At 71.4% G+C, this 22,295-nt stretch carries 21 protein-coding genes and 1 pseudogene; 12 read left to right on the forward strand and 10 right to left on the reverse strand.

Going from position 1 to position 22,295, the window contains the following annotated elements; genetic code table 11:
* The 4 genes from ACFYZF_RS13895 (at position 1) to ACFYZF_RS13910 (ending at position 4,053) form a co-directional block, all read left to right on the forward strand.
* Complete coding sequence (locus ACFYZF_RS13895) at positions 1–681, forward strand: PadR family transcriptional regulator (protein WP_387019726.1); 681 nt, start codon at positions 1–3, stop codon at positions 679–681.
* 123 nt (positions 682–804) lie between these two features.
* Positions 805–1,764 (forward strand): ATP-binding cassette domain-containing protein, encoded by a 960-nt coding sequence (locus tag ACFYZF_RS13900; protein ID WP_387019728.1) that lies wholly within the window; start codon positions 805–807, stop codon positions 1,762–1,764.
* A 23-nt stretch (positions 1,765–1,787) separates the two neighbouring features.
* Positions 1,788–2,543, forward strand: a complete 756-nt coding sequence (locus tag ACFYZF_RS13905) for an ABC transporter permease (RefSeq protein ID WP_387019731.1) — start codon at positions 1,788–1,790, stop codon at positions 2,541–2,543.
* A 115-nt stretch (positions 2,544–2,658) separates the two neighbouring features.
* The gene (locus ACFYZF_RS13910; protein ID WP_387019734.1) at positions 2,659–4,053 is read left to right on the forward strand and encodes an MFS transporter; all 1,395 of its coding nucleotides are present in this window, start codon (positions 2,659–2,661) and stop codon (positions 4,051–4,053) included.
* A 21-nt stretch (positions 4,054–4,074) separates the two neighbouring features.
* On the opposite strand, the gene ACFYZF_RS13915 is transcribed toward ACFYZF_RS13910, so the two are convergent.
* From ACFYZF_RS13915 to ACFYZF_RS13935, 5 genes are all read right to left on the reverse strand, one after another.
* A complete protein-coding gene (locus ACFYZF_RS13915) occupies positions 4,075–4,725 on the reverse strand; it encodes an O-methyltransferase (RefSeq protein WP_387019735.1) in 651 nt (216 codons plus the stop codon).
* A 9-nt stretch (positions 4,726–4,734) separates the two neighbouring features.
* Positions 4,735–5,391 (reverse strand): Maf family protein, encoded by a 657-nt coding sequence (locus ACFYZF_RS13920; RefSeq protein WP_387019738.1) that lies wholly within the window; start codon positions 5,389–5,391, stop codon positions 4,735–4,737.
* Between the two features lie 118 nt (positions 5,392–5,509).
* Entirely contained in the window at positions 5,510–6,652 is a 1,143-nt protein-coding gene (locus tag ACFYZF_RS13925) for a S8 family serine peptidase (RefSeq protein WP_387020401.1), read from the reverse strand.
* A 1,450-nt stretch (positions 6,653–8,102) separates the two neighbouring features.
* Positions 8,103–8,564 (reverse strand): hypothetical protein, encoded by a 462-nt coding sequence (locus ACFYZF_RS13930; RefSeq protein WP_387019741.1) that lies wholly within the window; start codon positions 8,562–8,564, stop codon positions 8,103–8,105.
* 87 nt (positions 8,565–8,651) lie between these two features.
* Positions 8,652–8,864 (reverse strand): acyl-CoA carboxylase subunit epsilon, encoded by a 213-nt coding sequence (locus tag ACFYZF_RS13935; RefSeq protein WP_387019744.1) that lies wholly within the window; start codon positions 8,862–8,864, stop codon positions 8,652–8,654.
* Positions 8,865–8,957: 93 nt separating this feature from the next.
* Here ACFYZF_RS13935 and ACFYZF_RS13940 point away from each other — a divergent pair, with 93 nt between their 5' ends.
* Both ACFYZF_RS13940 and ACFYZF_RS13945 read left to right on the forward strand, forming a co-directional pair.
* Complete coding sequence (locus tag ACFYZF_RS13940) at positions 8,958–11,033, forward strand: protein kinase (protein ID WP_387019746.1); 2,076 nt, start codon at positions 8,958–8,960, stop codon at positions 11,031–11,033.
* 122 nt (positions 11,034–11,155) lie between these two features.
* A complete protein-coding gene (locus ACFYZF_RS13945; RefSeq protein WP_387019749.1) occupies positions 11,156–11,398 on the forward strand; it encodes a hypothetical protein in 243 nt (80 codons plus the stop codon).
* A 102-nt stretch (positions 11,399–11,500) separates the two neighbouring features.
* Here the strand turns inward: ACFYZF_RS13945 and ACFYZF_RS13950 are convergent.
* Positions 11,501–11,995 (reverse strand): annotated as a pseudogene (locus tag ACFYZF_RS13950) (GH25 family lysozyme); the annotation flags it as partial.
* Positions 11,996–12,037: 42 nt separating this feature from the next.
* Here ACFYZF_RS13950 and ACFYZF_RS13955 point away from each other — a divergent pair.
* The 3 genes from ACFYZF_RS13955 (at position 12,038) to ACFYZF_RS13965 (ending at position 14,283) form a co-directional block, all read left to right on the forward strand.
* Positions 12,038–12,781, forward strand: a complete 744-nt coding sequence (locus tag ACFYZF_RS13955; RefSeq protein ID WP_387019751.1) for a M50 family metallopeptidase — start codon at positions 12,038–12,040, stop codon at positions 12,779–12,781.
* 91 nt (positions 12,782–12,872) lie between these two features.
* Entirely contained in the window at positions 12,873–13,373 is a 501-nt protein-coding gene (locus ACFYZF_RS13960; protein ID WP_387019754.1) for a SigE family RNA polymerase sigma factor, read from the forward strand.
* Entirely contained in the window at positions 13,366–14,283 is a 918-nt protein-coding gene (locus tag ACFYZF_RS13965) for a hypothetical protein (RefSeq protein WP_387019757.1), read from the forward strand. The genes ACFYZF_RS13960 and ACFYZF_RS13965 overlap by 8 nt, the downstream gene beginning before the upstream one ends.
* A gap of 60 nt (positions 14,284–14,343) precedes the next feature.
* Here the strand turns inward: ACFYZF_RS13965 and ACFYZF_RS13970 are convergent, their stop codons facing one another.
* The gene (locus ACFYZF_RS13970; protein WP_387019759.1) at positions 14,344–15,927 is read right to left on the reverse strand and encodes an acyl-CoA carboxylase subunit beta; all 1,584 of its coding nucleotides are present in this window, start codon (positions 15,925–15,927) and stop codon (positions 14,344–14,346) included.
* A 108-nt stretch (positions 15,928–16,035) separates the two neighbouring features.
* Here ACFYZF_RS13970 and ACFYZF_RS13975 point away from each other — a divergent pair, with 108 nt between their 5' ends.
* Positions 16,036–16,911, forward strand: coding sequence for a biotin--[acetyl-CoA-carboxylase] ligase (locus tag ACFYZF_RS13975; protein WP_387019762.1), 876 nt, complete (start codon positions 16,036–16,038; stop codon positions 16,909–16,911).
* Positions 16,912–16,999: 88 nt separating this feature from the next.
* Positions 17,000–17,572: a PH domain-containing protein gene (locus tag ACFYZF_RS13980; RefSeq protein ID WP_387019765.1), complete on the forward strand. Its 573-nt coding sequence runs from the start codon at positions 17,000–17,002 to the stop codon at positions 17,570–17,572.
* 53 nt (positions 17,573–17,625) lie between these two features.
* Here ACFYZF_RS13980 and ACFYZF_RS13985 read toward each other — a convergent pair whose 3' ends face one another.
* The 3 genes from ACFYZF_RS13985 to ACFYZF_RS13995 all read right to left on the reverse strand — a co-directional run bounded on the left by ACFYZF_RS13985 (position 17,626) and on the right by ACFYZF_RS13995 (position 19,886).
* The gene (locus ACFYZF_RS13985) at positions 17,626–18,519 is read right to left on the reverse strand and encodes a MaoC/PaaZ C-terminal domain-containing protein (RefSeq protein WP_387019768.1); all 894 of its coding nucleotides are present in this window, start codon (positions 18,517–18,519) and stop codon (positions 17,626–17,628) included.
* Positions 18,520–18,527: 8 nt separating this feature from the next.
* Entirely contained in the window at positions 18,528–19,244 is a 717-nt protein-coding gene (locus ACFYZF_RS13990) for a GtrA family protein (protein ID WP_387020404.1), read from the reverse strand.
* Positions 19,245–19,307: 63 nt separating this feature from the next.
* Positions 19,308–19,886 carry a GtrA family protein gene (locus ACFYZF_RS13995; protein WP_387020406.1) on the reverse strand — a complete coding sequence of 193 codons (579 nt, stop codon included), beginning with the start codon at positions 19,884–19,886 and terminating at the stop codon, positions 19,308–19,310.
* A gap of 527 nt (positions 19,887–20,413) precedes the next feature.
* Between ACFYZF_RS13995 and ACFYZF_RS14000 the strand changes: the two genes are divergently transcribed.
* The gene (locus ACFYZF_RS14000) at positions 20,414–22,258 is read left to right on the forward strand and encodes a phosphoenolpyruvate carboxykinase (GTP) (RefSeq protein ID WP_387019771.1); all 1,845 of its coding nucleotides are present in this window, start codon (positions 20,414–20,416) and stop codon (positions 22,256–22,258) included.
* The last annotated feature ends 37 nt before the right edge of the window (positions 22,259–22,295 follow it).

The following is a 22,295-nucleotide window of genomic DNA, read 5'->3' on the forward strand; positions in this document are numbered from 1 at the left end:
GTGTCTGCCACACGCATGATGATTCTCGGGCTGGTCAAGTGGATGCAGCCGGTGCACGGCTACGACGTACGTCGTGAGCTGCTCAGCTGGGGTGCCGACAAGTGGGCCAACGTGCAGCCCGGCTCGATCTACCATGCGCTGCGCAAGCTGGCCCAGGACGGGCTGCTCCGCGAGGTGGCGAACGAACAGGTCGGGGCCCGGCCGGCGCGGACGACGTACGAGATCACCCCGAGAGGGCTCGGCGAGTTCGAGACCCTGCTACGCGAGCTGTGGTGGGGCAACCAGCAGCCCGCCGACCCGTTCGTGGCCGCGTTCGCGTTCCTGCCGGCGCTGCCCCGCCCGGAGGCGGTGGCCGCGCTGCGCAGCCGGGGGCAGGTGATCCGGGCCGGCGTGGAGAGCATGCGCGCCTCGATGGAGTCGTCCTGGATCCGGGATTCCAAGCCGGTCGGGGTCGCCTGGACGTACGAGTTGTGGATCGCGCGGGGGGAGGCGGAGGCGGACTGGTGCGACCGGGTCGCCGACCGGATCGAGGCCGGCGTGCCGTACCTGCCGGAGGGCCTGGCCGGCCGCGACGGCCGGATCGCGGTGGAGCCGGCCGCTGCCCTTGCCCCGACCCAGGAGTCGGAGCCGGAGTCGGAGTCGGAGCCCGGATCGCCGCCGAGAGTCGACGGGAACGCGTAATAATCAAAGTTGACCATTGAATTTATATCGCGTTAGCCTCGGCGGGACGTCCGGAGTGACGCCCCCGTGCCACCCCTGCGGAACGGCCGGTTCCGTCCGGCCCACGGACGAACAGGAGCGAAGATGATCGAGACCAGAGGGCTGCGGAAGTCCTTCCGCTCCCGCGCCGGTCGGGACAAGAAGACCGTGGACGCCGTCCGCGGGGTCGACCTGAACGTCGCCGAGGGGGAGATCTTCGGCTTTCTCGGGCCCAACGGGGCCGGCAAGACCACCACGCTGCGGATGCTGGCCACCCTCATCGAACCCGACGGCGGCGCGGCCACCATCGCCGGCGCCGACCTGCTTCGCCGGCCGGACGAGGTGCGCCGCCGAATCGGCTACGTCGCCCAGGGCGGCAGCACCTGGGACGACTCCACCGCCCGCGAGGAGCTCGTCCTGCACGCCCGGATGTACGGCATCCGCAAGGCCGACGCCCACCGGCGCGCGGAGCGCGCCCTGGCCGCGTTCCAGCTCACCGAGTACGCCGACCGCAAGTGCAAGACCTACTCCGGCGGCCAGCGACGGCGGGTCGACATCGCCCTCGGCATCATCCACGAGCCACGGATCGTCTTCCTGGACGAGCCGACCTCCGGCCTCGACCCGCAGAGCCGGGCCCACATGTGGGACGAGATCCGCCGACTGCGCAGTGAGGGGATGACCGTCTTCATCACCACGCACTACCTGGACGAGGCCGACGCGCTCTGCGACCGGATCGCGATCATGGACCATGGCGAGCTGGTCGCCGAGGGCACCCCGGTCGAGCTGAAGCGCGAGATCTCCGGCGAGGTGGTCGTCGTCGGGCTGGACGCCGCCGCGACCCCGCACGCCGCCCAGCTGCTCGACTCCGAGCCGTACGTCAACAAGCTGGAGACCACCGACGGCGGCGGCCTGCGCCTCCACGTCGACGAGGGGGCGACCGCCATCCCGCAGATCCTGCGCCGCATCGACAACGCAGGCCTCGGGCTGAGCTCCATCGAGCTGCACCGGCCCAGCCTCGACGACGTCTTCCTCACCAAGACCGGCCGCTCGCTGCGCGAGTCCTGACCCGCCCCCGACAGGAGAACCCCGTGAAACTCGCCCGCGACACGTGGCTGATCTTCCAGCGCCAGATACAACTGCTGCTGCGTAACCCGGTCTGGGTCGTCGTCGGCGTCTTCCAGCCGGTGATGTACCTGCTCCTCTTCGCCCCGCTGCTCAAGCCGGCCCTGAACGCGCCGACCCAGGCCGAGGCATACAAGATCTTCGTGCCCGGCCTGCTCGTGCTGCTGGCCATCTTCGGCGGCCTGTTCCAGGGCTTCGGCCTGATCGCCGAGCTGCGCGCCGGGATCATCGAGCGGTCCCGGGTCACCCCGGTGAGCCGGCTCGCCCTGCTACTCGGCCGTTCGATGCGCGACGTGGTGTCGCTGCTGGCCCAGGCCGTCATCATCACCCTGCTCGCGCTCCTGTTCGACCTGCGGGTGTTCATCGGCGACCTGCTGCTGGCGTACCTGATGCTCGCCCTGATCGCGCTGATGACCTCGGCTGTCTCGTACGGCGTCGCGCTCAAGGTCAAGAGCGAGGACGCGCTCGCCCCGCTGATGAACACCGTCGCCCAGCCGGTGCTGCTGCTCTCCGGCATCCTGCTGCCGCTCACCTTCGCCCCCGGCTGGCTCCAGGGCGTAGCCGAGTGGAACCCGTTCTCCTGGGCGGTCGACGGCACCCGGGCGCTGTTCGCCGGGGAACTCGGCGACGACAAGGTCTGGCAGGGGCTGGCCATCATCGCGGTGCTGGCCGCCGCCGGCGTCGTCTGGGCCGCCCGCCAGTTCGCCCGCAGCGTGCGCTGATTGGAAGGGCATCCTTCCAGCGCCCGCCGCGCGTGGGGCAGGGGCGCCACTCATCGCCGAGAGCTGCCTCTCACCGAGGGCGGGGCACCGGTCAGGCGCGCGTAGCGTAAGGGCCGTGCCCCGCCTCACCCATGACCGAACCACCTGGCTGGCCTACTCCCAACTGGCGTTGTGGGGCTTCTTCGTCTACGGCTTCGGCCCCGTCGTTCCGCTGCTGCGCGACGAGCAGGGCACCAGCGCCGCCGTCGCCGGCCTGCACAGCACCGCCATCGCCGTCGGCGCGCTCCTCGGCGGGGCGCTGTTCGCACCAGTCGCCCGCCGGATCGGCCGGAGCCGGGCGGCCTGGCTCGGCCTCGCCGGGGTGGCCGTCGGCGTCACCGGGTTCGGCACCCTCCGGCCCCTGCCCGCGACCCTCGCCGCCGTCGTGGTGATCGCCACCTTCGGCATGATGGTGATCAGCGGGGTCAACGTCGTCCTCACCGCCCACCACGGCCCCACCGCGCCGGCCGCCCTCACCGAGGCCAACGCCGCCTGCGCCGGCATGGGCATCCTGGCACCGCTGCTCATCGGGGCGACCGTCGACGCGGGGCTCGGCTGGCGGCCGGTGATGGCCGTCGAGGTCGGCCTGATCGTGCTGCTCGCCCTCGCCGCCCTGACGTTCCGGGTACGCCCACCCGCCGCGTCGCCGGCCGTGTCGGTCCCCGCCGTACCGTCGGCCGTGTCGGTTCCCGCCGTACCGTCGCCGGCTGTGTCGGTTCCCGCCGCGTCGCGGGCTGTGTCGCCGGAGCACGCGGTCCCCGCCGTCGCGTCCCGCGTCGGCGAACCGGCGGTCGCGCCGACCGGGATGCCGGCCGGTGCGGGACGCGCGAGGGGCGGAGGGCTGCCCAGGCCGTACTGGATCGCCTGGGTCCTGATGGCGGTGACCGGCTCGATCGAGGTCTGCCTGTCGCTGTGGACCGCCGACGTGCTCCGCTCGCACGCGGGGCTGGGCGCCGGGGCGGCCTCGGCGGCGGTCGCCGCGATCGTCGGCGGGATGTTCCTCGGCCGGCTGGCCGGCGGCCGGGCCGCGCTGCGCTACCGGCCCGTGCCGCTGCTGCTGGTCGCGCTGGCCGTCTCGCTGACCGGGTTCGCCGTCTTCTGGGTCGCTTCGGTCGGCTGGCTGGCGGTGACCGGGCTCGTCGTGCTCGGCCTCGGCAACGCGCTGCACTACCCGCTGGCCATCTCGCTCGCCCTGGCCGTCGCCGGGCCGGCCGCCGACAAGGCGGCCGGCTGGTCGTCGTACTCGATGGGGGTGGGCTTCGGGATCGCGCCGGTGGCGCTCGGCTGGGTGGCCGACGGCGTCGGCCCGCACCCTGCCTTCCTGCTGCTGCCCGGGTTCATCGCGACGGCCGCGCTGCTCACCCTGCGGCTGGGCCGCGCGCTGCGCCCGCACGACCATGATCGGCATGACGAACGGCAGGTCGTTGTCTCCCGCCGGGCACAGCCCGCGACATCCCACACATCGGTCTGATCAAGGACGGCCCGGAGGCGGTCAGCGCACCCGGGCGAGCGTCAGCCCGTCGGCGATCGGCAGCAGCACCGTCTCCACCCGGACATCGGCCATGATCTCGTCGTTGAACGCGGCGATCGCCCGGTCATCGGCGTTCTGCGGAGCGAGCACCCGGCCCCCGCGCAGCGTGTTGTCGACCGCGACGATGCCACCCGGACGCATCCGCGGCACCAACTCCGCCCAGTAGACCGGGTACCCGGTCTTGTCCGCGTCGATGAACGCGAAGTCCAGGTGCCGGTCGTTCGGCAACTCGCGCAGCGTTTCCCCGGCCGGCCCGATGCGCAGCTCGATCCGGTCGGCCACCCCGGCCCGCGCCCAGTACCGCCGGGCGATGCCCGTGTACTCCTCGGAGATGTCGAAGCAGGTCAGCCGCCCGTCCTCGGGCAGCCCGCGGGCGATCGCCAGGGACGACAGCCCCGTGAAGGTGCCCACCTCCACCGCCCGCCGCGCTCCGAGCAGCCGGGTGAGGAAGGTCAGGAACGCCGCCTGCTCCGGTGCCACCCGCATCCCCGCCTGGGCCGGCAGCGCGGCGAGGGTTTCCTCGACCAGGTCGTCCATCACCTCGTCCGGGGCCGAGCCGTGGGCCACGACGTACGCGTGTAGTTCCGGGGTCAGCGGCAGCGATTTGCTCATGGCTGGAAGCTAGCCGAGCGGCTCGACCGACTGGCCGCCGGGCGCGATCTTCGTCCACAGGTCGGTGATCTGCACGTCCAGTTCGGCGAGGAGCCTGCGCAGCAGCGGCAGGGAGAGCCCGACCACCGTCCCCGGATCGCCGTCGATCCCGTCGAGGAAGGCCCCGCCCAGGCCGTCGATGGTGAACGCCCCGGCCACGGCGAGCGGCTCGCCCGTAGCGACGTACGCGGCGATCTCGTCGTCGCTGACGTCGGCGAACCGGACGGTCGTCGAGGCGACCGCCTCTGCGCGCGACTCGTGGACCACGTCGATCAGGCAGTGACCGGTGTGCAGCACCCCGCTGCGCCCCCGCATCCGCTCCCAGCGCCCGACGGCGTCCGCCGCGTCGGTCGGTTTCCCGAGGATCTCGCCGTCGAAGGCGAGCAACGAGTCGCAGCCCAGGACCAGAGTCCGCTCGTCCGGGGATGGCCGCATCCGGCCGACGACCGCCTGCGCCTTGAGCCGGGCCAGCTCCAGGCACAGCTCCTCGGCGCTCTCGCTGACCACCTGGGACTCGTCGACCCCGCTCACCAGCACGTCGGGTTCGATCCCGGCGGCGTGGAGCAGCTTGCGGCGGGCGGGGCTCGCCGAGGCGAGTACGAGACGGAGCGGCGTCGAGTTCGGCACGAAGCCGACGCTACCGGCTACCCCCGCCCCCACGCGTCGCGGCACCCGGCCATTGGTTCTTTCGCCCTCGGGCCCGCCTTGAGCAGAAGCGCCGGGCGGCCGATCCGATGTCGGCCGCTCACCGGCTGATCCGGGGCGGCGGGTCGTCGCCGCGGCGTCGCCGTCGGGCGACCAGCGCCCAGGCACCCCCGGCGGCCATGATCACACCCAACGTGGCCAGCCCTCGGGCGGTCGCCCCGCCATCGCCCCCGTCATTGCCGGCCGGCTCCGCGACGGCCGTCGTGACCGACCCGGACCCGGCCGGGGCATGCGCCGTGGCCGATTCGAAACCCAGCGGGGGTACGTCTGCCGTCAGCGCCGCGACCAGGTCGATGACGCCATAGCCGTACTCGTCGTCCCGGCCAGGCGGGCCCTTGTCGACGGCGGTGGCGGTGAGCCGGTGCGCGACCTCGGCGGCGGGGAGGCCGGGGTACTTGGAACGGATCAGAGCGGCAGCACCCGCGACGATCGCAGTAGCGCTGGAGGTCCCCGTGCCCTTCGAGTACTTGCCGCCGTAACTGGTGCTGTAGATGTCGACAGCCGGCGCTACGACGTCGAGTCCTGTGCCGGTAACCGAGACTGAAGCGTGATTGCCCTGCTGGTCGATGCCGCCAACCGAAATCACTCCTTCTTCGGTGGCGGGATACTGAATACCTGAGTCTTCTGGGGCGTTGCCGGCTGCTGCCACTACTACAATGTCCGCTGCGAGCGCCCCTCTGACTGCTTGAATTAGGCGAGTGTTCGACCCGCCCCCGCTGGAAATGCTGATGACCTTTGCGCCGCGTGAGGTCGCGTACTCAATTCCTGCGGCTAGGTCGTCTGCCTCTCCCAAGTTGTAAGAGGAGGAGGATGTAATTGGTATGATTTTCGCCCTGGGTGCAATGCCCAGGGCGCCGCCATTTGCGTTTTGTCCGTGTGCTGCAATTAGCCCAGCCATGCTGGTTCCATGGCTATTCTGGTCGCGGTGGCCGTCGCCAGTTTCTCCCGCGACAACATCGATGCCGCTGAGTAGATTTTTCTGAAGGTCTGGGTGCGGGTCGACGCCAGTGTCTGGCACCGCTACCACAATCCCTTCACCTTGAGAAACTCTTTGAGCTTCCGTTACTCTAAGAAAGTTCAGATGCCATTGGTCTGCACGAATGCGAGTGCTGCCGTCTTCCTCGCGACTGAGTGCTGTCCTGCAAGGGTTGATCGTCAGTACGTTTACCGCCAGGGCTAGTATTGGAGCGGCAAGGCGCCACCGGGTGTTACTTCTCACCTGTCGAAGCCAATGGCCGGTCCGGGATTGATTGGTCCGTCCTCTGTCGGCGGGCGAACCACTGGCGGGACTCCCTCATTGGTAGCCCACGGATGGTCGGGATCCCAGCGCTGTGGGCTGGCATCATCACTCTGTGCTTGGGGTGAGGATCGTCCGAGTGTGCCATTCCAGCTTGAGGTGCCACTTGCTCCGAAGGAGTTGCCAAATGGAGGTGCGGCATGAGTTGCGCCAAGGTGAGGTCCGCGACCGGCACCTGGGCGGGAGCCCGCTCCGCCCGTTGGTGAAGTTCCAGCCCCTCCTCCTCCGATTACCCCCCCAATCGGGTTGATTCGTCGCGATGGTTGGGTAGTGGCGGGCTGACTCATGCCCATTCCAGGAAGGCCGCCAATCAAGCCGCCAGGTGGAAGAGGGCGGGGTGGGGGCGTCGGGTTTAGCCCACTTGGGTTGGTGCTGCCCCACTTATTAATTGAGCCGCTCTGGTTTCCCGTCTGTCCGACAGGATTGCCCCGGACTGGTATTCCTAATGCGTCCAGGGCGCTTGGCGGCAAGCTTATACCCGGCCCGACTGGCGAGGTGGATTTAATGGGTTGATTTCCGGCAATAGGCGGGCTGGATGGCGGAGTTGTGAGGCCTGCTCCGGTTCCGCCAAGGACAGGCCCCGTTCCTAGGTTAGGCCCTGTTACCGGGGCGCGACTGACAGGCAGCGCCGTCCGTGGTCCCTTCACAGAAAAGCTTGGCGAAGTCGTAATAGGTGCTGTGATTGGAACTGGTAGGACGGGCGGGATAACTGGGATGGTGGTGTTACCGTAGACGTCTGGGTCATTGGGCTGTCGGCCAGGTCGGGATGGTGGCGGCGGGGGTTGGCGGAGCATTACCTGGGCCTGTTGGAGTTCGCCGCTGAGGCCGTACATCAGGGTCCGGGCTTGGGCGTTGAGTCGTTCCAGGTCGACGTCGGTCACGGGCTTGTCCGGCACCCGGCTGCCCATCGCAGCCTTCGGGTCTGCCAGCGTCGCCTCGTACGTCCGCTTCTGCTGAAGCTTGGTCACGTACGCGTCGTGGAGCGGCTTCAGCTCGACGCGGGCGCCGCTGATCGCGCGGGTGGCAGCGGCGAGGGCGTCGTAGTTCGCGGCGGCCGTGTCGTGGGTGCGCTGCACCTTGTCGATGAGGTCGTCGAGTTCGCCCAGGTACGCGCGGGCGGCCGCGTTCTTCGCCGGTGGCCAGGCTTCGGCCAGGCCGCGCCGGTACTCCTTCAATCGGCCCAGGTGGGCCTGGGCGAGGTCGCAGACCTTGCGCCAGCCGGCGACCTGCTTCCAGTGCCCGGTGGTGTCATGGTCCTGAATGCAGGCCCACATGCTGAGCAGGTCCATCAGCCGCCAGTCGGTGAGGCCGGGCGTCCGGCCGCTGCCTCGCTCGATCACGGCAACACCACCCGCCCCGGCCCGCTGTCGGGGCCGGCCGGGTCGGGCAGGGTGGGTGTGGGGCGGGTCGGGACGACGACGCTGGGGTCGGCCAGGGCGCGCTCGACGTCGGAGACGCGGGCGGCGGAGAAGGCGTCGGTGTCGGCGTACTTCGTGGCGATCCTTCCGGCTGCGGCGGCCAGGCGGCCGGTGGCGCCGCCGACGGACCAGACCATCGTGGCCGTGGCCCGCTGGGTCTCGTTGTGGGCCTGGAGGAACTGCACCAGCTCCACGAAGGCGTCGGCGGGGTTGGGGATCTTCGCCTTCATGTCGTCCGCGATGTACGACAGGTGGGGCGTGTAGTTCCGCTCCACCTCGGCCTGGAGCCTGTCGGCGAAGTCGCGTAGCTGGCGGATGTCGGCCTCGATGCCCCCGTAGTCGCTCAACCAGCGCGCGGGGCGGTCCTCCTCGGGGGTCATCGGCCCTCCCAACCTGTCACGGCACCGTGTCCCTGAGTGAGGTTAACGGGTGCCCGTGACGTCCGGCAGCCCCGTGTACGCCTGGAGTCAGCGGGGCAGGCCGGAGGCCCGCCACGCTCCGGGGCCGGCGGCGGGCGTCGCCGCGGCCGGTCGGCTGCTGCGGGTCCAGACCGAGGCGGCGACCGGTCCGGCTGCGGCGACGGGGCGGGTCCGGGAGACAACCGCGCCGACCAGGGCGGCCAATTCCTCGGCGGTCGGCACACCCCGGGTAACCCGCAACAGCGGCTCTTCGGCAGACATGGGCTCAGCGTACGCGTCGCGAACTTGACCTTCGCCGCACTGTAGGCGTGCCGGCGGTGTACGGCGAGCCGCCGCCGGGTACCGTCTCCTGCGATGTCGAACCCGCTTCCCCAACTCGTCGCCGACCGGTACCGGCTCATCTCGCCGCTCGGCCAGGGTGGCATGGGTCGGGTGTGGAAGGCGCGCGACGAGGTGCTGCACCGGGACGTGGCGATCAAGGAATTGGTCCCGCCGCCCAGCCTCACCGCCGAGGAGCGCCGCGAGATGCGGGAACGCTCGCTGCGGGAGGCCCGCGCGATCGCGCGGCTCAACCACGTCAACGTGGTCCGCATCTTCGACGTGCTGCGTACCGATGGTGATCCGTGGATCGTCATGGAGTACGTGCCGTCGAAGTCCCTTCAGGACATCCTGGCCGAGAGCGGGCCGGTGTCGCTGGCCAAGGCGATCGATGTCGGCCTCGGTGTGCTCGGCGCGCTGAATGCGGCGCACAAGGCCGGCGTCATGCACCGCGACGTCAAGCCCGGCAACGTGCTGATCGGCGACGACGGCCGGGTGGTGCTGACCGATTTCGGGCTGGCCACCATCCCCGGCGATCCGAACGTGACGCGGACCGGCATGGTGCTCGGCTCCCCGGCGTACATCGCCCCGGAGCGGGCGAAGGACGGCACCGCCGGGCCGGAGGCCGACCTGTGGTCGCTGGGCGCGACGCTCTACGCGGCGGTCGAGGGCAAGTCGCCGTACGCCCGGCCGTCGGCGATAGGGACCCTCGCCGCGCTCGCCACGGAACCGATGCCGCCGCCGAAGAACGCCGGCCCGCTCAAGGCGGTGCTGACCGGCCTGCTGCGCAAGGACCCGGCCGAGCGGATCGACGCGGTGGCTGCGGAGCGGCTGCTGCGCCGGGCCGCCGGCCGACGGGCGAAGGGCATCTCACTGCTCGACGGCGTACGCCGGCCGGGGCCGAACGGCCCGCGCGAGCCGCGCCGGACCGTGGTGCCGGCTCCGCGCCCGGCCGAGCAGGGCACGGAGCGGACGGTCACCCCGCCCACGCCGCGTACCCCGGGGTTCGCCGCTGCCGCGGCGGCCGGTTCGGGGGCAGCCGGCGTGAGTGGCGGCGACGCGACCGCGAAGGTCCCCGCCGGCGCGGACGCCGATCCGACCGCGAAGGTCGACCGGACGACGCCGCCCATCGACGCGGATCCGACCGCGAAGGTCACCGAACCGGGTCCGGTCCTCGACCGGCCGGCGACGGCTGCCGGCGTGGGAGGGGCGACCGCTGACCCGACGGCCAAGCTGTCCGAGCCGACCGCGAAGCTGTCCGAGCCGGAGACCGCGCGGGGCGGTGCCGTCGACGACACGCGCGTCGAGCCGGCCGCCGACGCGCCGGTCCCGCCGCCCATCCCGCCCCGTGAGCGGGCCACGTCCGTGATGTCGGCCCCGGTGAGTTCTCCGCCGGTCTCGTCGGGCCGGGCCGCCGTCGTCGCGGGCGTCAAGCCCGATCACCGACGGCGTAACCTGCTGATCGGCGCGTTGGTCGCGGTGCTGCTGATCGGGCTGCTGGTGGTGGTCCCGTTGCTCGGCAACGACGACGATCCGGAGAAGGGCGGCGGCCCGCAGGCCGGTGCCACGAGCAGCGCCTCGGTCGCCCCGTCGGCGCCGGTGACCTCGGCGCCCGCGCCGTCGCCGACGAGCGCCGCCCCGCCGACGCCGAGCCCGACCGGGCTGGTGCTGCCCGACGGGTGGACCCTGCACAAGGACCCGACCGGCTTCAGCATGCCGCTGCCGAAGGGATGGCGGCGCAGCGCGGGCAGCACGTGGGTGCAGTTCCGGGAGCCGAACGGGGTCCGCGAGGTGACCATCGACCGGACCGACAGGCCTCAGCGCGACGCCGCAGCGGCGTGGCGGGCCATCGAGGGCGACCGGGGGACGAGAGTCAACAACTACAAGAACCTGGGCATCCGGACCGTCCCGGGCTTCTGGAAGACCTGCGCGGACTGGGAGTGGCTGGAGACCCGGGACAACACCCGCCTCCACGTCCGCAACCGCGGCTTCGTGACGGCCAAGAACCGCGGATACGCCATCCGCTGGGAGGTTCCCGCCTCAGAGTGGGCGGCCAACCTCGATGAGTTCGAGCTGATCGCGAAGAACTTCGAGCCCGATCGTAAGGACTGACCGGCGGTTGCGGGCGGCGGAACACCGCCGCGTCGCGGCGCAATTCTCATCCGCGCGAAATTGACTTGCATGACCTTCCGTCACACGGGGTACATGACCTCCACGACGGAAGGAGGTACGACATGGGACACCGAATCAGGGACACCCGGCCCCGGCTGGCACTGTGGATGCTCGTCGCCCTCGGCGACGTGGTGCTGCTGCTGGTGAGTGCGGGTCTGCCAGTGCTGTTCGCGCTGTTCAGCGTCGTCACCGTCACCGTCGCCGGGGTGGCCGCCTGGCGGATGACCCGGCGCGGAGCGTTGGCCCGCGAGGAGCGGATCTCCGGCCCGGTCGCGACGCCGGTGGCGTCACGGCGGAGGGCCTGACCCCGGTCGTCGAGGTGGCGAGCTGGCGGCAGCCGGACCAGTTGTCGACCGTACGGTCGCAGTCGATCCCGCTGCCGCCAACTGCCCGTCCGGGTGCCAGGATCAGCCGTTGTTCGCGAGCGCGATCAGCCGGGTGCGGTCGCCGTTCCAGTAGTTGCGGTCGACGTTGCCGCTGATCCCGGAGACGGCCCCGGTGGCGGTGTACTGCCAGAAGCTGTAGAACGGCGCGCCGGCCGGCAGGGTGCCCGGCGTGCTCGCCCAGCGGGCGAGCCAGCGCGGGTGGTTGGCCCACGGGCCGGTCCAGCTGCCGGTGCACTGGTTCCACCAGCTCGTGGTGGTGTAGATGACCGCGTACCGGCTGGTGCGGGCCCGGTACGTGTTCAGGAAGTCCTGGACCCAGTTGCGCATCCCGGTCGTGCTGAGGCCGTAGCAGTACCCGCCGGCGTAGGGGTTGCCCTCGAGATCGAGCGCGGCAGGCAGGGTGCGGCTGTCCGCCGACCAGGCGCCGCCGTTGCTGGCGAGATAGTTGGCCTGGGTGGCGCCGGAGGAGATGTTCGGCCGGGCGAAGTGGTACGCCCCGCGGATCACCCCGGCGTCAGCCGTGGCCGGGTCGGGCCGGGGCCGGTAGGCTCGCGCCCCATGGTGTCGATCGACGGGCTGGGCACGCTCTGGGACCGGCTGTTCACCGCGCAGCCCGACCCCCCACCGCTGCTTGTCCTCGTCACCGCCGCGGTGGCGCTGGTGGTGGTGTCCACCCGGCTGCCCTGGCGGATCGCCCGCAACGCCGTCACCATCGCCCACGAGGGCGGGCACGCCCTCGCGGCCCTGCTCACCGGCCGCCGGCTGCACGGCGTCCGGCTGCACTCGGACACCTCCGGCCTGACCCTCTCGGCGGGCCGGCCGACCGGGCCCGGCATGATCCTCACCCTGCTCGCCGGGTACGTCGCACCGTCGCTGATCGGCGTCGCCGGCGCCTGGCTGCTGGGCGGCAACCGGATCACCCTGCTGCTCTGGGTGGCCGTGGCGCTCCTGCTGGCCATGCTGGTCATGGTCCGCAACGTCTTCGGGGCGCTGTCGCTGCTGGTCACCGGCGGGGTGGTGCTCGCCGTGTCCTGGTACGCCTCCCCACAGGTCCAGGCCGCCTTCGCCTGGACCTGCGTCTGGTTCCTGCTCCTCGGCGGCGTACGGCCGGTGGTCGAACTCCAGCGGATGCGCTCCCGGGGCCGGATGCCGGAGTCCGACGCCGACCAGCTCGCCCGGCTCACCCCGTTCCCACCGCTGTTCTGGGTGGCGCTGTTCGCGCTGGTCAACCTGCTCGCCCTGGTCGTCGGCGCGGCGCTGCTGGCCGGCCCGATCCTCACCGACGCCGGTCTAACCGTCTGACCGGACAGCCGGCAAAACCGGTCGGCTGATCCGGCAACCGCGCCACCCGGCCCGCGCGTGTCCACTGCGACCGACACGGGGGAGGTGGCAGGTGCCGGACGTCGACGGGTTCGACGAGTTCTACCGGGGTAGCCGGCAGCGGCTGCTCGGCTTCGTCTTCGCGCTCACGGGCAATCTCGCCGAGGCGCAGGACGCGGTGCAGGAGGCGTACATCCGGGCCTGGCAGCGCTGGTCCACGGTGCGCGGCTACGACGACCCGGAGGCGTGGGTCCGGGTCGTCGCCTCCCGGATCGCGGTCAGCCGCTGGCGGAGCCTGCGTAGCCGGGCCAGGGCGTACCTGCGGCACGGCGCCGACGACACCACGCCCGGGCCGAGCACCGACACCGTCGCGGTGGTGGCCGCGCTGCGCCGGCTCCCCGAGGAGCAGCGCGTCGCCCTCGCCCTGTACTACCTGCTCGGCATGCCGGTCGCCGAGGTGGCGCGGGAGACCGCAGCCCCGGTCGGCACGGTGAAGGCCCGACTCTCCCGGGGGCGGGTCGCGCTCGCCGGGCTGCTCGCCGTCTCTGACCTGGAGGAGGCCACCGATGCGTGACGACCTGACGTTCGCCGAACGGATACACCGGGAACTGCGGGAAGTCCGCTGGCCCGAGCCGGCGGAGATCCGGGCGCGGGCCCGCCGCCGCAGCCGGCGTACGGCGGTGGCGGCGGCGATCGCGGTGCTGGCCGTCGCCTCGGTCTCCGCCGTGGCGATCGGCGGCCGGGACGGCGCGGTCGCGCCGTTGGCGTCCTGGGCCGACCGGCGGCTGTTCCAGCCCGAGCCGGAGCCGTCCGGGCAGGCCGAGATCCCGCAGGAGGCGCTGCTGGAGCCGGCCGACGTCGGCGTGCGGAGCAACGTGCGCCTGGGGGACGCGGGGCTGGGGGAACAGGTGCGGGTGGACCCGCTGCTGGAGATCTGCGCCGACGGCAGGGGACTGTCGGGGCAGCAGACCGTGTCCCGCTACTCCCGCTCGCAGACCCTGCTGCAGAAGGACATGCCCGGTCAGGCATGGTCGTCGGGTGGCCTGGTGCTCACCCAGGACGTGTACCGACTCACCCCCGGGGCGTCCGCCCGGTTCTTCACCGGGCTGGACCGCATCGTGACCGCCTGCGCCGGCTGGACCGAGGTGGCACCCAGGCCGTGGGGCCCGGGCACCGTCACGGCCTCCGTGGCGCACACCTGGCGGGCGGTCGAGCGCGACTTCGCCGGCGACGAGGCGGTCCTGCTGCGGCAGACCCTGTCGCAGCCGGTGGACGTCGCGACGGGCAAGTCCCTGGACGTGCGGTACCCCTCGGAGACCCGGATGGTCGTCCGGGTCGGGGACCTGGTCACCGTCATCGTCCCGGCGTCCGAGCTGGGCGTCGACCTGCCGAGTTCCCTCCGTTGGACGAGCGACGCGGAACTGCTCGAACTGGGCCGTACCGCCGCCCGGCGGCTGTGCGTCGCCGCCAACCCGTCCTGCTGAGGACCGGCGTCGGCCGGGGCTCCTGCCGGGGGTACGCCCGACAGGAGCCCTGCCACCCGCCTACAGCGGGATGTTGCCGTGCTTCTTCGGCGGGAGCGTCTCGCGCTTGGTACGCAGCACCCGAAGCGCGCGGACGATCTGGGTACGCGTCTCGTGCGGCGAGATCACCGAGTCGATGTACCCACGTTCGGCGGCGATGTACGGGTTGGCCAGGGTGTCCTCGTAGTCGGCGATCTTCTCGGCCCGCACGGCGGCGGGGTCGTCGGCCTTCGCCAACTCCGAGCGGTACAGGATGTTCACCGCGCCCTGCGCGCCCATCACCGCGATCTGCGCGGTCGGCCAGGCGAAGTTCAGGTCCGCGCCGAGGTGCTTGGAGCCCATCACGTCGTACGCCCCGCCGTACGCCTTGCGGGTGATGACGGTGACCTTCGGGACGGTGGCCTCGGCGTACGCGTAGATCAGCTTGGCGCCCCGGCGGATGATGCCGTCCCACTCCTGGCCGGTGCCGGGCAGGAAGCCGGGGACGTCCACGAAGGTCAGCACCGGGACGTTGAACGCGTCGCAGGTGCGCACGAACCGGGCGGCCTTCTCCGACGCGGCGATGTCGAGGGTGCCGGCGAAGTGCATCGGCTGGTTGGCCACCACGCCGACCGGGCGGCCCTCGACCCGGCCGAAGCCGACGACGAGGTTCTGCGCGTAGAGCGGCTGGACCTCCAGGAACTCGCCGTCGTCGAGGACGTGCTCGATCACCCGGTGCATGTCGTACGGCTGGTTGGCCGAGTCGGGGATCAGGGTGTCCAGCTCACGGTCGGAGTCCGTGACCGTCAGGTCGGCCGGGGCCTCGAACACCGGTGGCTCGTCCAGGTTGTTCGACGGCAGGTACGACAGCAGCGCCTTGACGTACTCGACCGCGTCCTCCTCGTCCGTGCCGAGGTAGTGCGCGTTGCCGCTGCGCGAGTTGTGCGTCCGCGCGCCGCCCAACTCCTCCATCGCCACGTCCTCGCCGGTGACCGTCTTGATCACGTCCGGGCCGGTGATGAACATGTGCGAGGTCTGGTCGACCATCACGGTGAAGTCGGTGACCGCCGGGGAGTACACCGCGCCGCCCGCGCACGGCCCCATGATCAGGGAGACCTGCGGGATGACGCCGCTGGCCCGCACGTTGCGGAAGAAGATCTCACCGTAGAGGCCGAGCGAGGCGACGCCCTCCTGGATCCGGGCCCCGCCGGAGTCGTTGATGCCGACCACCGGGCAGCCGATCTTCATGGCCAGGTCCATCACCTTGACGATCTTCTCGCCGAAGACCTCGCCGAGGGAGCCGCCGAAGACCGTGAAGTCCTGGGAGAAGACGCAGACCTGCCGGCCGTCGACCGTGCCGTAGCCGGTGATCACCCCGTCGCCGTACGGGCGGGTCCGCTCCAGGCCGAAGTTGGTGGACCGGTGCCGGGCGAACTCGTCCAGCTCGACGAAGGAGCCCTCGTCGAGCAGCATCTCGATCCGTTCCCGGGCGGTCTTCTTGCCCCGCGCGTGCTGCTTCTCGACCGCCCGCGCCGACCCGGCGTGCACCGCCTCGTCGACCCGTCGCTCCAGGTCCGCCAGCTTGCCGGCGGTGCTGTGGATGTTGATCCCGGTCTCGGTAGTCACCCTGGGAATATAACGATGGTTCAGGCCGGCGCGGTGTGTAGTGCGCCTCAGTGCGGGCTCCGCCGACGGTTCCCGGCCGGCCGCCGGGGCGGGCCGTAGGCTGGCGGGATGCCCGGCTCCCCGTACACCGACCTGGACCGCCCGCCGCTGTCGGCGGCCCGGCTGCGCCGCGCGCTGGTCGCCCCGCACGGGCCCTGGCGGCACCTCGACCTGCGCGACGAGACCGGCTCCACCAACGCCGACGTCGCCGAGGCGGCCCAGGCGGGGGAGCCGGAGGGGCTGGTCGTGGTCGCCGAGCGGCAGACCGCCGGTCGGGGTCGGCGCGGCCGGTCCTGGCAGTCGCCGCCCCGCGCGGGCATCGCGACCAGCGTCCTGCTGCGGCCCGGCGAGGCCGTCGCGGAACGCGGCTGGCCGCCGGCCCCCGCCTCGGGGTACGGCTGGCTGCCGCTGCTCGCCGGCGTCGCACTGGTGGAGACGGTGGCCCGGCTGGCCGAGCTGGACGCCGCCCTGAAATGGCCCAACGACCTGCTCGTCGGCGACGCGAAGTGCGCCGGCATCCTGGCCGAGGCGGTGCCCGGCCCGGCCCCGGACCGGCCGACGGCGGTCGTGCTCGGCATCGGCCTCAACGTCACCCTCGGGGCCGGCGAGCTGCCGGAGAACCCGACCGGCCTGCCCGCCACCTCGCTGCGACTGGCCGGGGCCACCGCCACCGACCGGGACCCGCTGGTCCGCGCCCTGCTGCGCTCGCTCGCCGACTGGTACGACCGGTGGCGCTCCGCCGGCGGGGACGCGGTGGCCAGCGGCCTGCGCGACGCCTACCTGGCCGCCTGCGCCACCGTCGGTCGGCCGGTGCGGGTGCTGCTGCCCGGCGGCGACGAGGTCACCGGCACGGCCACCGGCGTCGACCCCGACGGTCAGCTCATCGTCGACACCCCCGTCGGCCCGCGCGCCCTCGCGGCCGGCGACGTCCTGCACCTGCGCTAGCCGCCACGCGGGAACCACCGCACCGGCTGATCCAACTGTGCGCGTCGACCGGTTACGGTCAGCGCGTCCGTTCTGCGAGGAGGTTCCCGTGGCGTTCCCCGAAGACGTGCTCACCGAGGACGAGCACGTCGTGCTGCACCTGCATCCGCACTGGAAGTCGGTCGTGCGGCCGGTACTGGTGCTGGTGCTCGCCGTCGCCGCAGTGGTGGCGGCCTGGATCCTGCTCCCGGACGGCGAGGCCTCGACCATCGCCCTGTACGCGGTCGCGGGGCTCGCCCTGCTGCTCGTGCTCTGGTTCGGGCTCTGGCCGTTCCTGGTCTGGCGCAGTACGCACTACCTGTTCACCAACGAGCGGGTGCTGCTCCAGCAGGGGGTGCTCTCCCGGGACCGGCGGGACATCCCGCTCACCCGGATCAACGACCACGCGATGAGCCAGCGCTTCGTCGAGCGGCTGCTCGGCTGCGGCACGCTGACCATCGAGTCGGCCGGCGAGCGCGGCCAGTCGATGCTGACCGACGTCCCGGGGGTGGACCGGGTGCAGACCAAGCTGTACGAGCTGGTCGAGGCGCACCACGACCGGCACTCCCTCGGCGACGGCGAGATGCGCGAGATCCTCGCTGACATGCGCGAGGGTAAACCCCTCCGAGACCCCACCTCCTGACCTCACCCACCCGGCCCCCTCCCGCAGCGGGTGGGGGCCGGGTGGGGTCGGAGTCAGGTGGGGCGGAGGGTGAACCAGCCGCGGAAGCGGGTGCGGAGCACCTCTCGGTCCGGCTGGTCGTCCGGCCCGAGGCGGAACATCGTGCCGGTGAGGCTGACCGTGCCGAGCCCCGGCCGGGCGGTGGACGGGCGACTGCCCGCCACGTCTAGGCGCACCGTCAGGCGGTCGCCGGCCCGTACCGGGGCCAGCCAACGCAGTTCCTCCAGTCCGGGGGAGGCGTCGGCCGCAGCCCGGGCCAGCACGTGGTCGACATACGCCCGCATGAAGAGGCTGACCGTGTAGAAGCCGCTGGCGATCAGCCCGCCGTGGTGGCTCGCGGCGGCCTGTTCGGGATCGACGTGGTACCACTGCGGGTCGAACCGGCGGGCGAAGGCGACCATCTCGTCGCCGTCCACCAGCACCACGCCCAGATCGAAGGTACGCCCGGGAGTCAGGTCCTCGAAGAACAGCTCGGCCGGTGCGCCCGTGCCCGATCGCACCGGAAGGCCCACCGGGGACGGCGCGACGGCGCTGCCGCCCGGCACGGCGGCCGAGCTCTCGTGGTGCGTCGTCGGCGAACCGGGAGCGGCCTGCTCCGGGGCGGCCGGTCGGGCTTGCTCCGGGGCGGCCGGTCGGGCTTGCTCCGGGACGATCGGTCGGGCCTGCTCCGGGGCGGCCGGTTCGGTGTCGGCGGTGCCGGTCTGCTGTGGGCCGGCCGATCCGGCGTCGCCGGCCTGCTCCGGGACGGTCGGTCCGGCCTGATCCCAGGCGATTGGTCCGGTGCCGGCGGGGGGCGTCCCCGGACCGGCGAAGCCAGGACGATCGGGGCCGGGACGATCGGGGCCGGGCTGCGGCGTGGCGGGGCTGGGGCGGTCCGGGCCGGTCCCCGGCGTGGCGATGTCGGTCACGTCGCGGCTCACCGCCGGCGCCGGCGGGTGCCGGCGTGCAGCTCGTCGGCGAGTTCCGCCGCCAGTTCGCCGTCAAGCGTGGCCCCGAGCGCGGCGTCGGCCGGCGCGGGACGCCCCTGCGTCGGGGCGGCGCCACTGCGGCGGCCTGCCGGCCGGCGGGTTCCGGGCTCCGGCTCGGCCTCCTCCAGCTCGCTGACCGACTCGGCCAGTTCGGCGACCGGGTCCATCTCGGCCATCGTGTCCCACTCGTCTCGGGGAATGGTGTGCCAGGTGTCGGCCTGTGGCTCGACCGGCGCGGGCTGGAAGACGAACGTCCGGTACGACCAGAAGCGGAAGAGGGTGGCCAGTAGCACGCCGCCGGTCTTCGCCACGTTCAGGGCGAGCAGGCTGGTCATGCCGAGGCCGTACTTTGCCGCCGCCAGGACGCCGAGCTCGATAAGCAATCCGGTCGCGTTGAACAGGAAGAAAAGGGCGTATTCTCGACGTAGCGCCGCTTTTGGGCGATCCCGGTACGTCCAGTGCCGATTCATCAGATACGACGTGATCGTCGCCACCACGGTGGCGATGGCAGTCGCCTTGAGCTGGCCCTCCCGGAAGACGGTGAGTGCCAGCGCGTTGAACACCGCGTAATTGATGACGGTGTTGATGCCGCCGACGATGCCGAATTTGAGCGCCTCATGGATGAACTTCTGCCAGCGCTCAGGCAGCAGACGGACAAGACGCATGGGCAACACCTTAGGCGAGTGGGCGGGGCCGGTTAGGCCCGGCCGGACGAGAGGGGCGGCAGGTCACGCCCGGGGTTCCCGGTCGAGGGCCGCTCCCGTGACGGTCTGGGTTCCCGCCTCGACGGACTGGGTTCCCGCTTCGACGGTTTGGGTTCCCGCTTCCACGAAGACGAACCTTCGGTACGACCAGAACCGGAACAGGGTGCCGAGGCCGGTGCCGACGATGAAGCTGGCGACGTTGTCGGCGAGCGCGGTCTGGAAGACGCCGGGCCAGAGGGCGCCGAGGCCGTACCGGCTGATCGCCAGGCAGGCCACCGCGATGCCCAGGCCGACCGCGTTGAAGAAGAAGAACAGCGCGTACTCGCGGGCCGGGTTGGAACGCTGGCGGTGCCGCCACGTCCAGAACCGGTTGCCGACGAAGGCGACGGTCGCGGCGATCACGGTGGAGATCGTCTTCGAGGTCACCTGCTCGAAGCCCTGGGCGTTGACCAGGTAGTTGAAGAGGGCGAAGTCGACGAGGAAGGCCACGCTGCCCACGGTCGCGAACTTGCTGAGCTCGCGGACCAGATGACCGAAACGGTCAATCAGGGTGCGTACCGGACCCGGGCGGGTCGGCGGGGGGCCTGACTGGTCCCCGGTCATCGTCGCGGCCACCCGCCGAGCGTACCGGTTCCATCCGCCGGAGGCGGGCACCAACGGGCGACCGGCCCCCCGGCGCGCTGCGGGGGCGCGGGGCCAGGCTGAGCCGCCGGGAGCACCGACGCGCGTCGGTGAGCACACCGTAACCCGCGGTGCGCCAATTGTGGATGGGGTTGCCGAATGGATGCGGGTCACCCGTCGCGCAGTTCCGGCGTCGGTCCAGCCGCGTCAACGCCCCGGCCACCCGTACCACCCCGGCGCCGTTGACCCGAAGTCGCCCCGTGCGGCGGTGACCTCGGCCAAGGTTCACCAAAGGATTTGCGTGAAACTGCGCGTGAAAGTGGGTATTAGATCGTGATGCCGCAGCGTGGCCGCACCTTGTGCAGTTCTTCACAACCAGTCCCACTGACTCGCGACGTCGCCCGGTTTACGCTGAGGCCAATCCCAGGTTTCCACGAAGGCGACGCCTCGCGCCGTCCCAACTCGTGCATCCCATAGATCGGTCAGCGTCGACCACAAGGAGATGTGTCATGGTTGCTCCGGCTACCGTTCGAGGTATCGATCAGGCCCCGACGTCCCACCCCGAACTGCTCACCTGGGTCCGAGAAGTAGCGGAACTGACCACCCCGGACCGGGTCGTGTGGGTGGACGGGTCCGACGAGGAGTGGCGCCGCCTCACCGACGAACTCGTCGACAACGGCACCCTGATCCGGCTCAACCCGGAGAAGAAGCCCAACTCGTTCTACGCCCGCACCGACCCGTCGGACGTCGCCCGGGTCGAGGAGCGCACCTTCATCTGCTCCGTGGACGAGGCGGACGCCGGCCCCACCAACAACTGGATGGCGCCGGCCGAGATGAAGCGGACGATGACCGAGCTGTACCGCGGCTGCATGCGTGGACGCACCATGTACGTCATCCCGTTCTGCATGGGCCCGGTCGAGGCCGAGAGCCCCATGTTCGGCGTCGAGATCACCGACAGCCCGTACGTGGTGGCCTCGATGCGCATCATGACCCGGATGGGCGCGAAGGTCCTGGAGGCGATGGGCGACGACGCGGACTTCGTCCACGCGCTGCACTCCATCGGCGCGCCGCTCGCCCCCGGCCAGCAGGACGTCACCTGGCCGTGCAACGAGACGAAGTACATCTCCCACTTCCCGGAGACCCGGGAGATCTGGTCCTTCGGCTCCGGCTACGGCGGCAACTCGCTGCTCGGCAAGAAGTGCTACTCGCTGCGGATCGCCAGCGTGATGGGGCGCGACGAGGGCTGGCTCGCCGAGCACATGCTGATCCTGAAGATCACCTCACCGGAGGGGCGGGTCTACCACGTCGCCGGGGCGTTCCCGTCCGCGTGCGGCAAGACCAACCTGGCCATGCTGGAGCCGACCATCCCGGGCTGGAAGGTCGAGACCATCGGCGACGACATCGCCTGGATGCGCTTCGGCCAGGACGGCCGGCTCTACGCGGTCAACCCCGAGTACGGCCTCTTCGGCGTCGCCCCCGGTACCGACTGGAAGACCAACGCCAACGCGATGCGGACGCTGGACCGCGGCAACTCCGTCTTCACCAACGTCGCCCTCACCGACGACGGCGACATCTGGTGGGAGGGGATGGGCGAGCCGCCGGCGCACCTGGTCGACTGGAAGGGCAACGACTGGACGCCGCAGAGCGACAGCCTCTCCTCGCACGCGAACAGCCGGTTCTGCACCCCGATCACCCAGTGCCCGATCCTGTCCGACGACTACTACGACCCGAACGGCGTGCCGATCGACGCGATTCTGTTCGGCGGTCGTCGCCGGGACACCATCCCGCTGGTCACCGAGGCCCGGGACTGGGTGCACGGCGTCTACCTGGGGGCGACGCTGTCCTCGGAGACCACCGCCGCCGCGTCCGGCGCGGTGGGCGTGGTGCGCCGCGACCCGATGGCCATGCTGCCGTTCATCGGCTACCACGCCGGCGACTACTTCCGGCACTGGATCGAGATGGGCAAGGGCACCGACGGCGACGAGTCCAAGCTGCCGAAGATTTACTACGTCAACTGGTTCCGCAAGGACGCCGAGGGCAGCTTCCTCTGGCCGGGCTTCGGCGAGAACTCGCGGGTGCTCAAGTGGGTCGTCGAGCGGCTGGAGGGCCGGGCCGACGCGGTGGAGACCCCGATCGGCATGGTGCCGGCGCAGGACGCGCTGGACATCGAGGGCCTCGACATGACCCCGGAGGACGTCCGGATCGCGCTGAAGGTCGACCCGGCGGAGTGGCGCGAGGAACTGCCGCTGATCACCGAGTGGTTCGAGAAGTTCGGGGACAAGCTCCCCGGCGTGCTCTGGGCCGAGCTGGACGCGCTGCGCGCCCGGCTCGACGCGGAGCAGCCGACGCGGTAGGTGTGATCCGCCCCCGTACAGGGCATCATCTGATCCC

The organism is Micromonospora sp. NPDC001898, assembly GCF_042891255.1.
Classification (GTDB): Bacteria; Actinomycetota; Actinomycetes; order Mycobacteriales; family Micromonosporaceae; genus Micromonospora.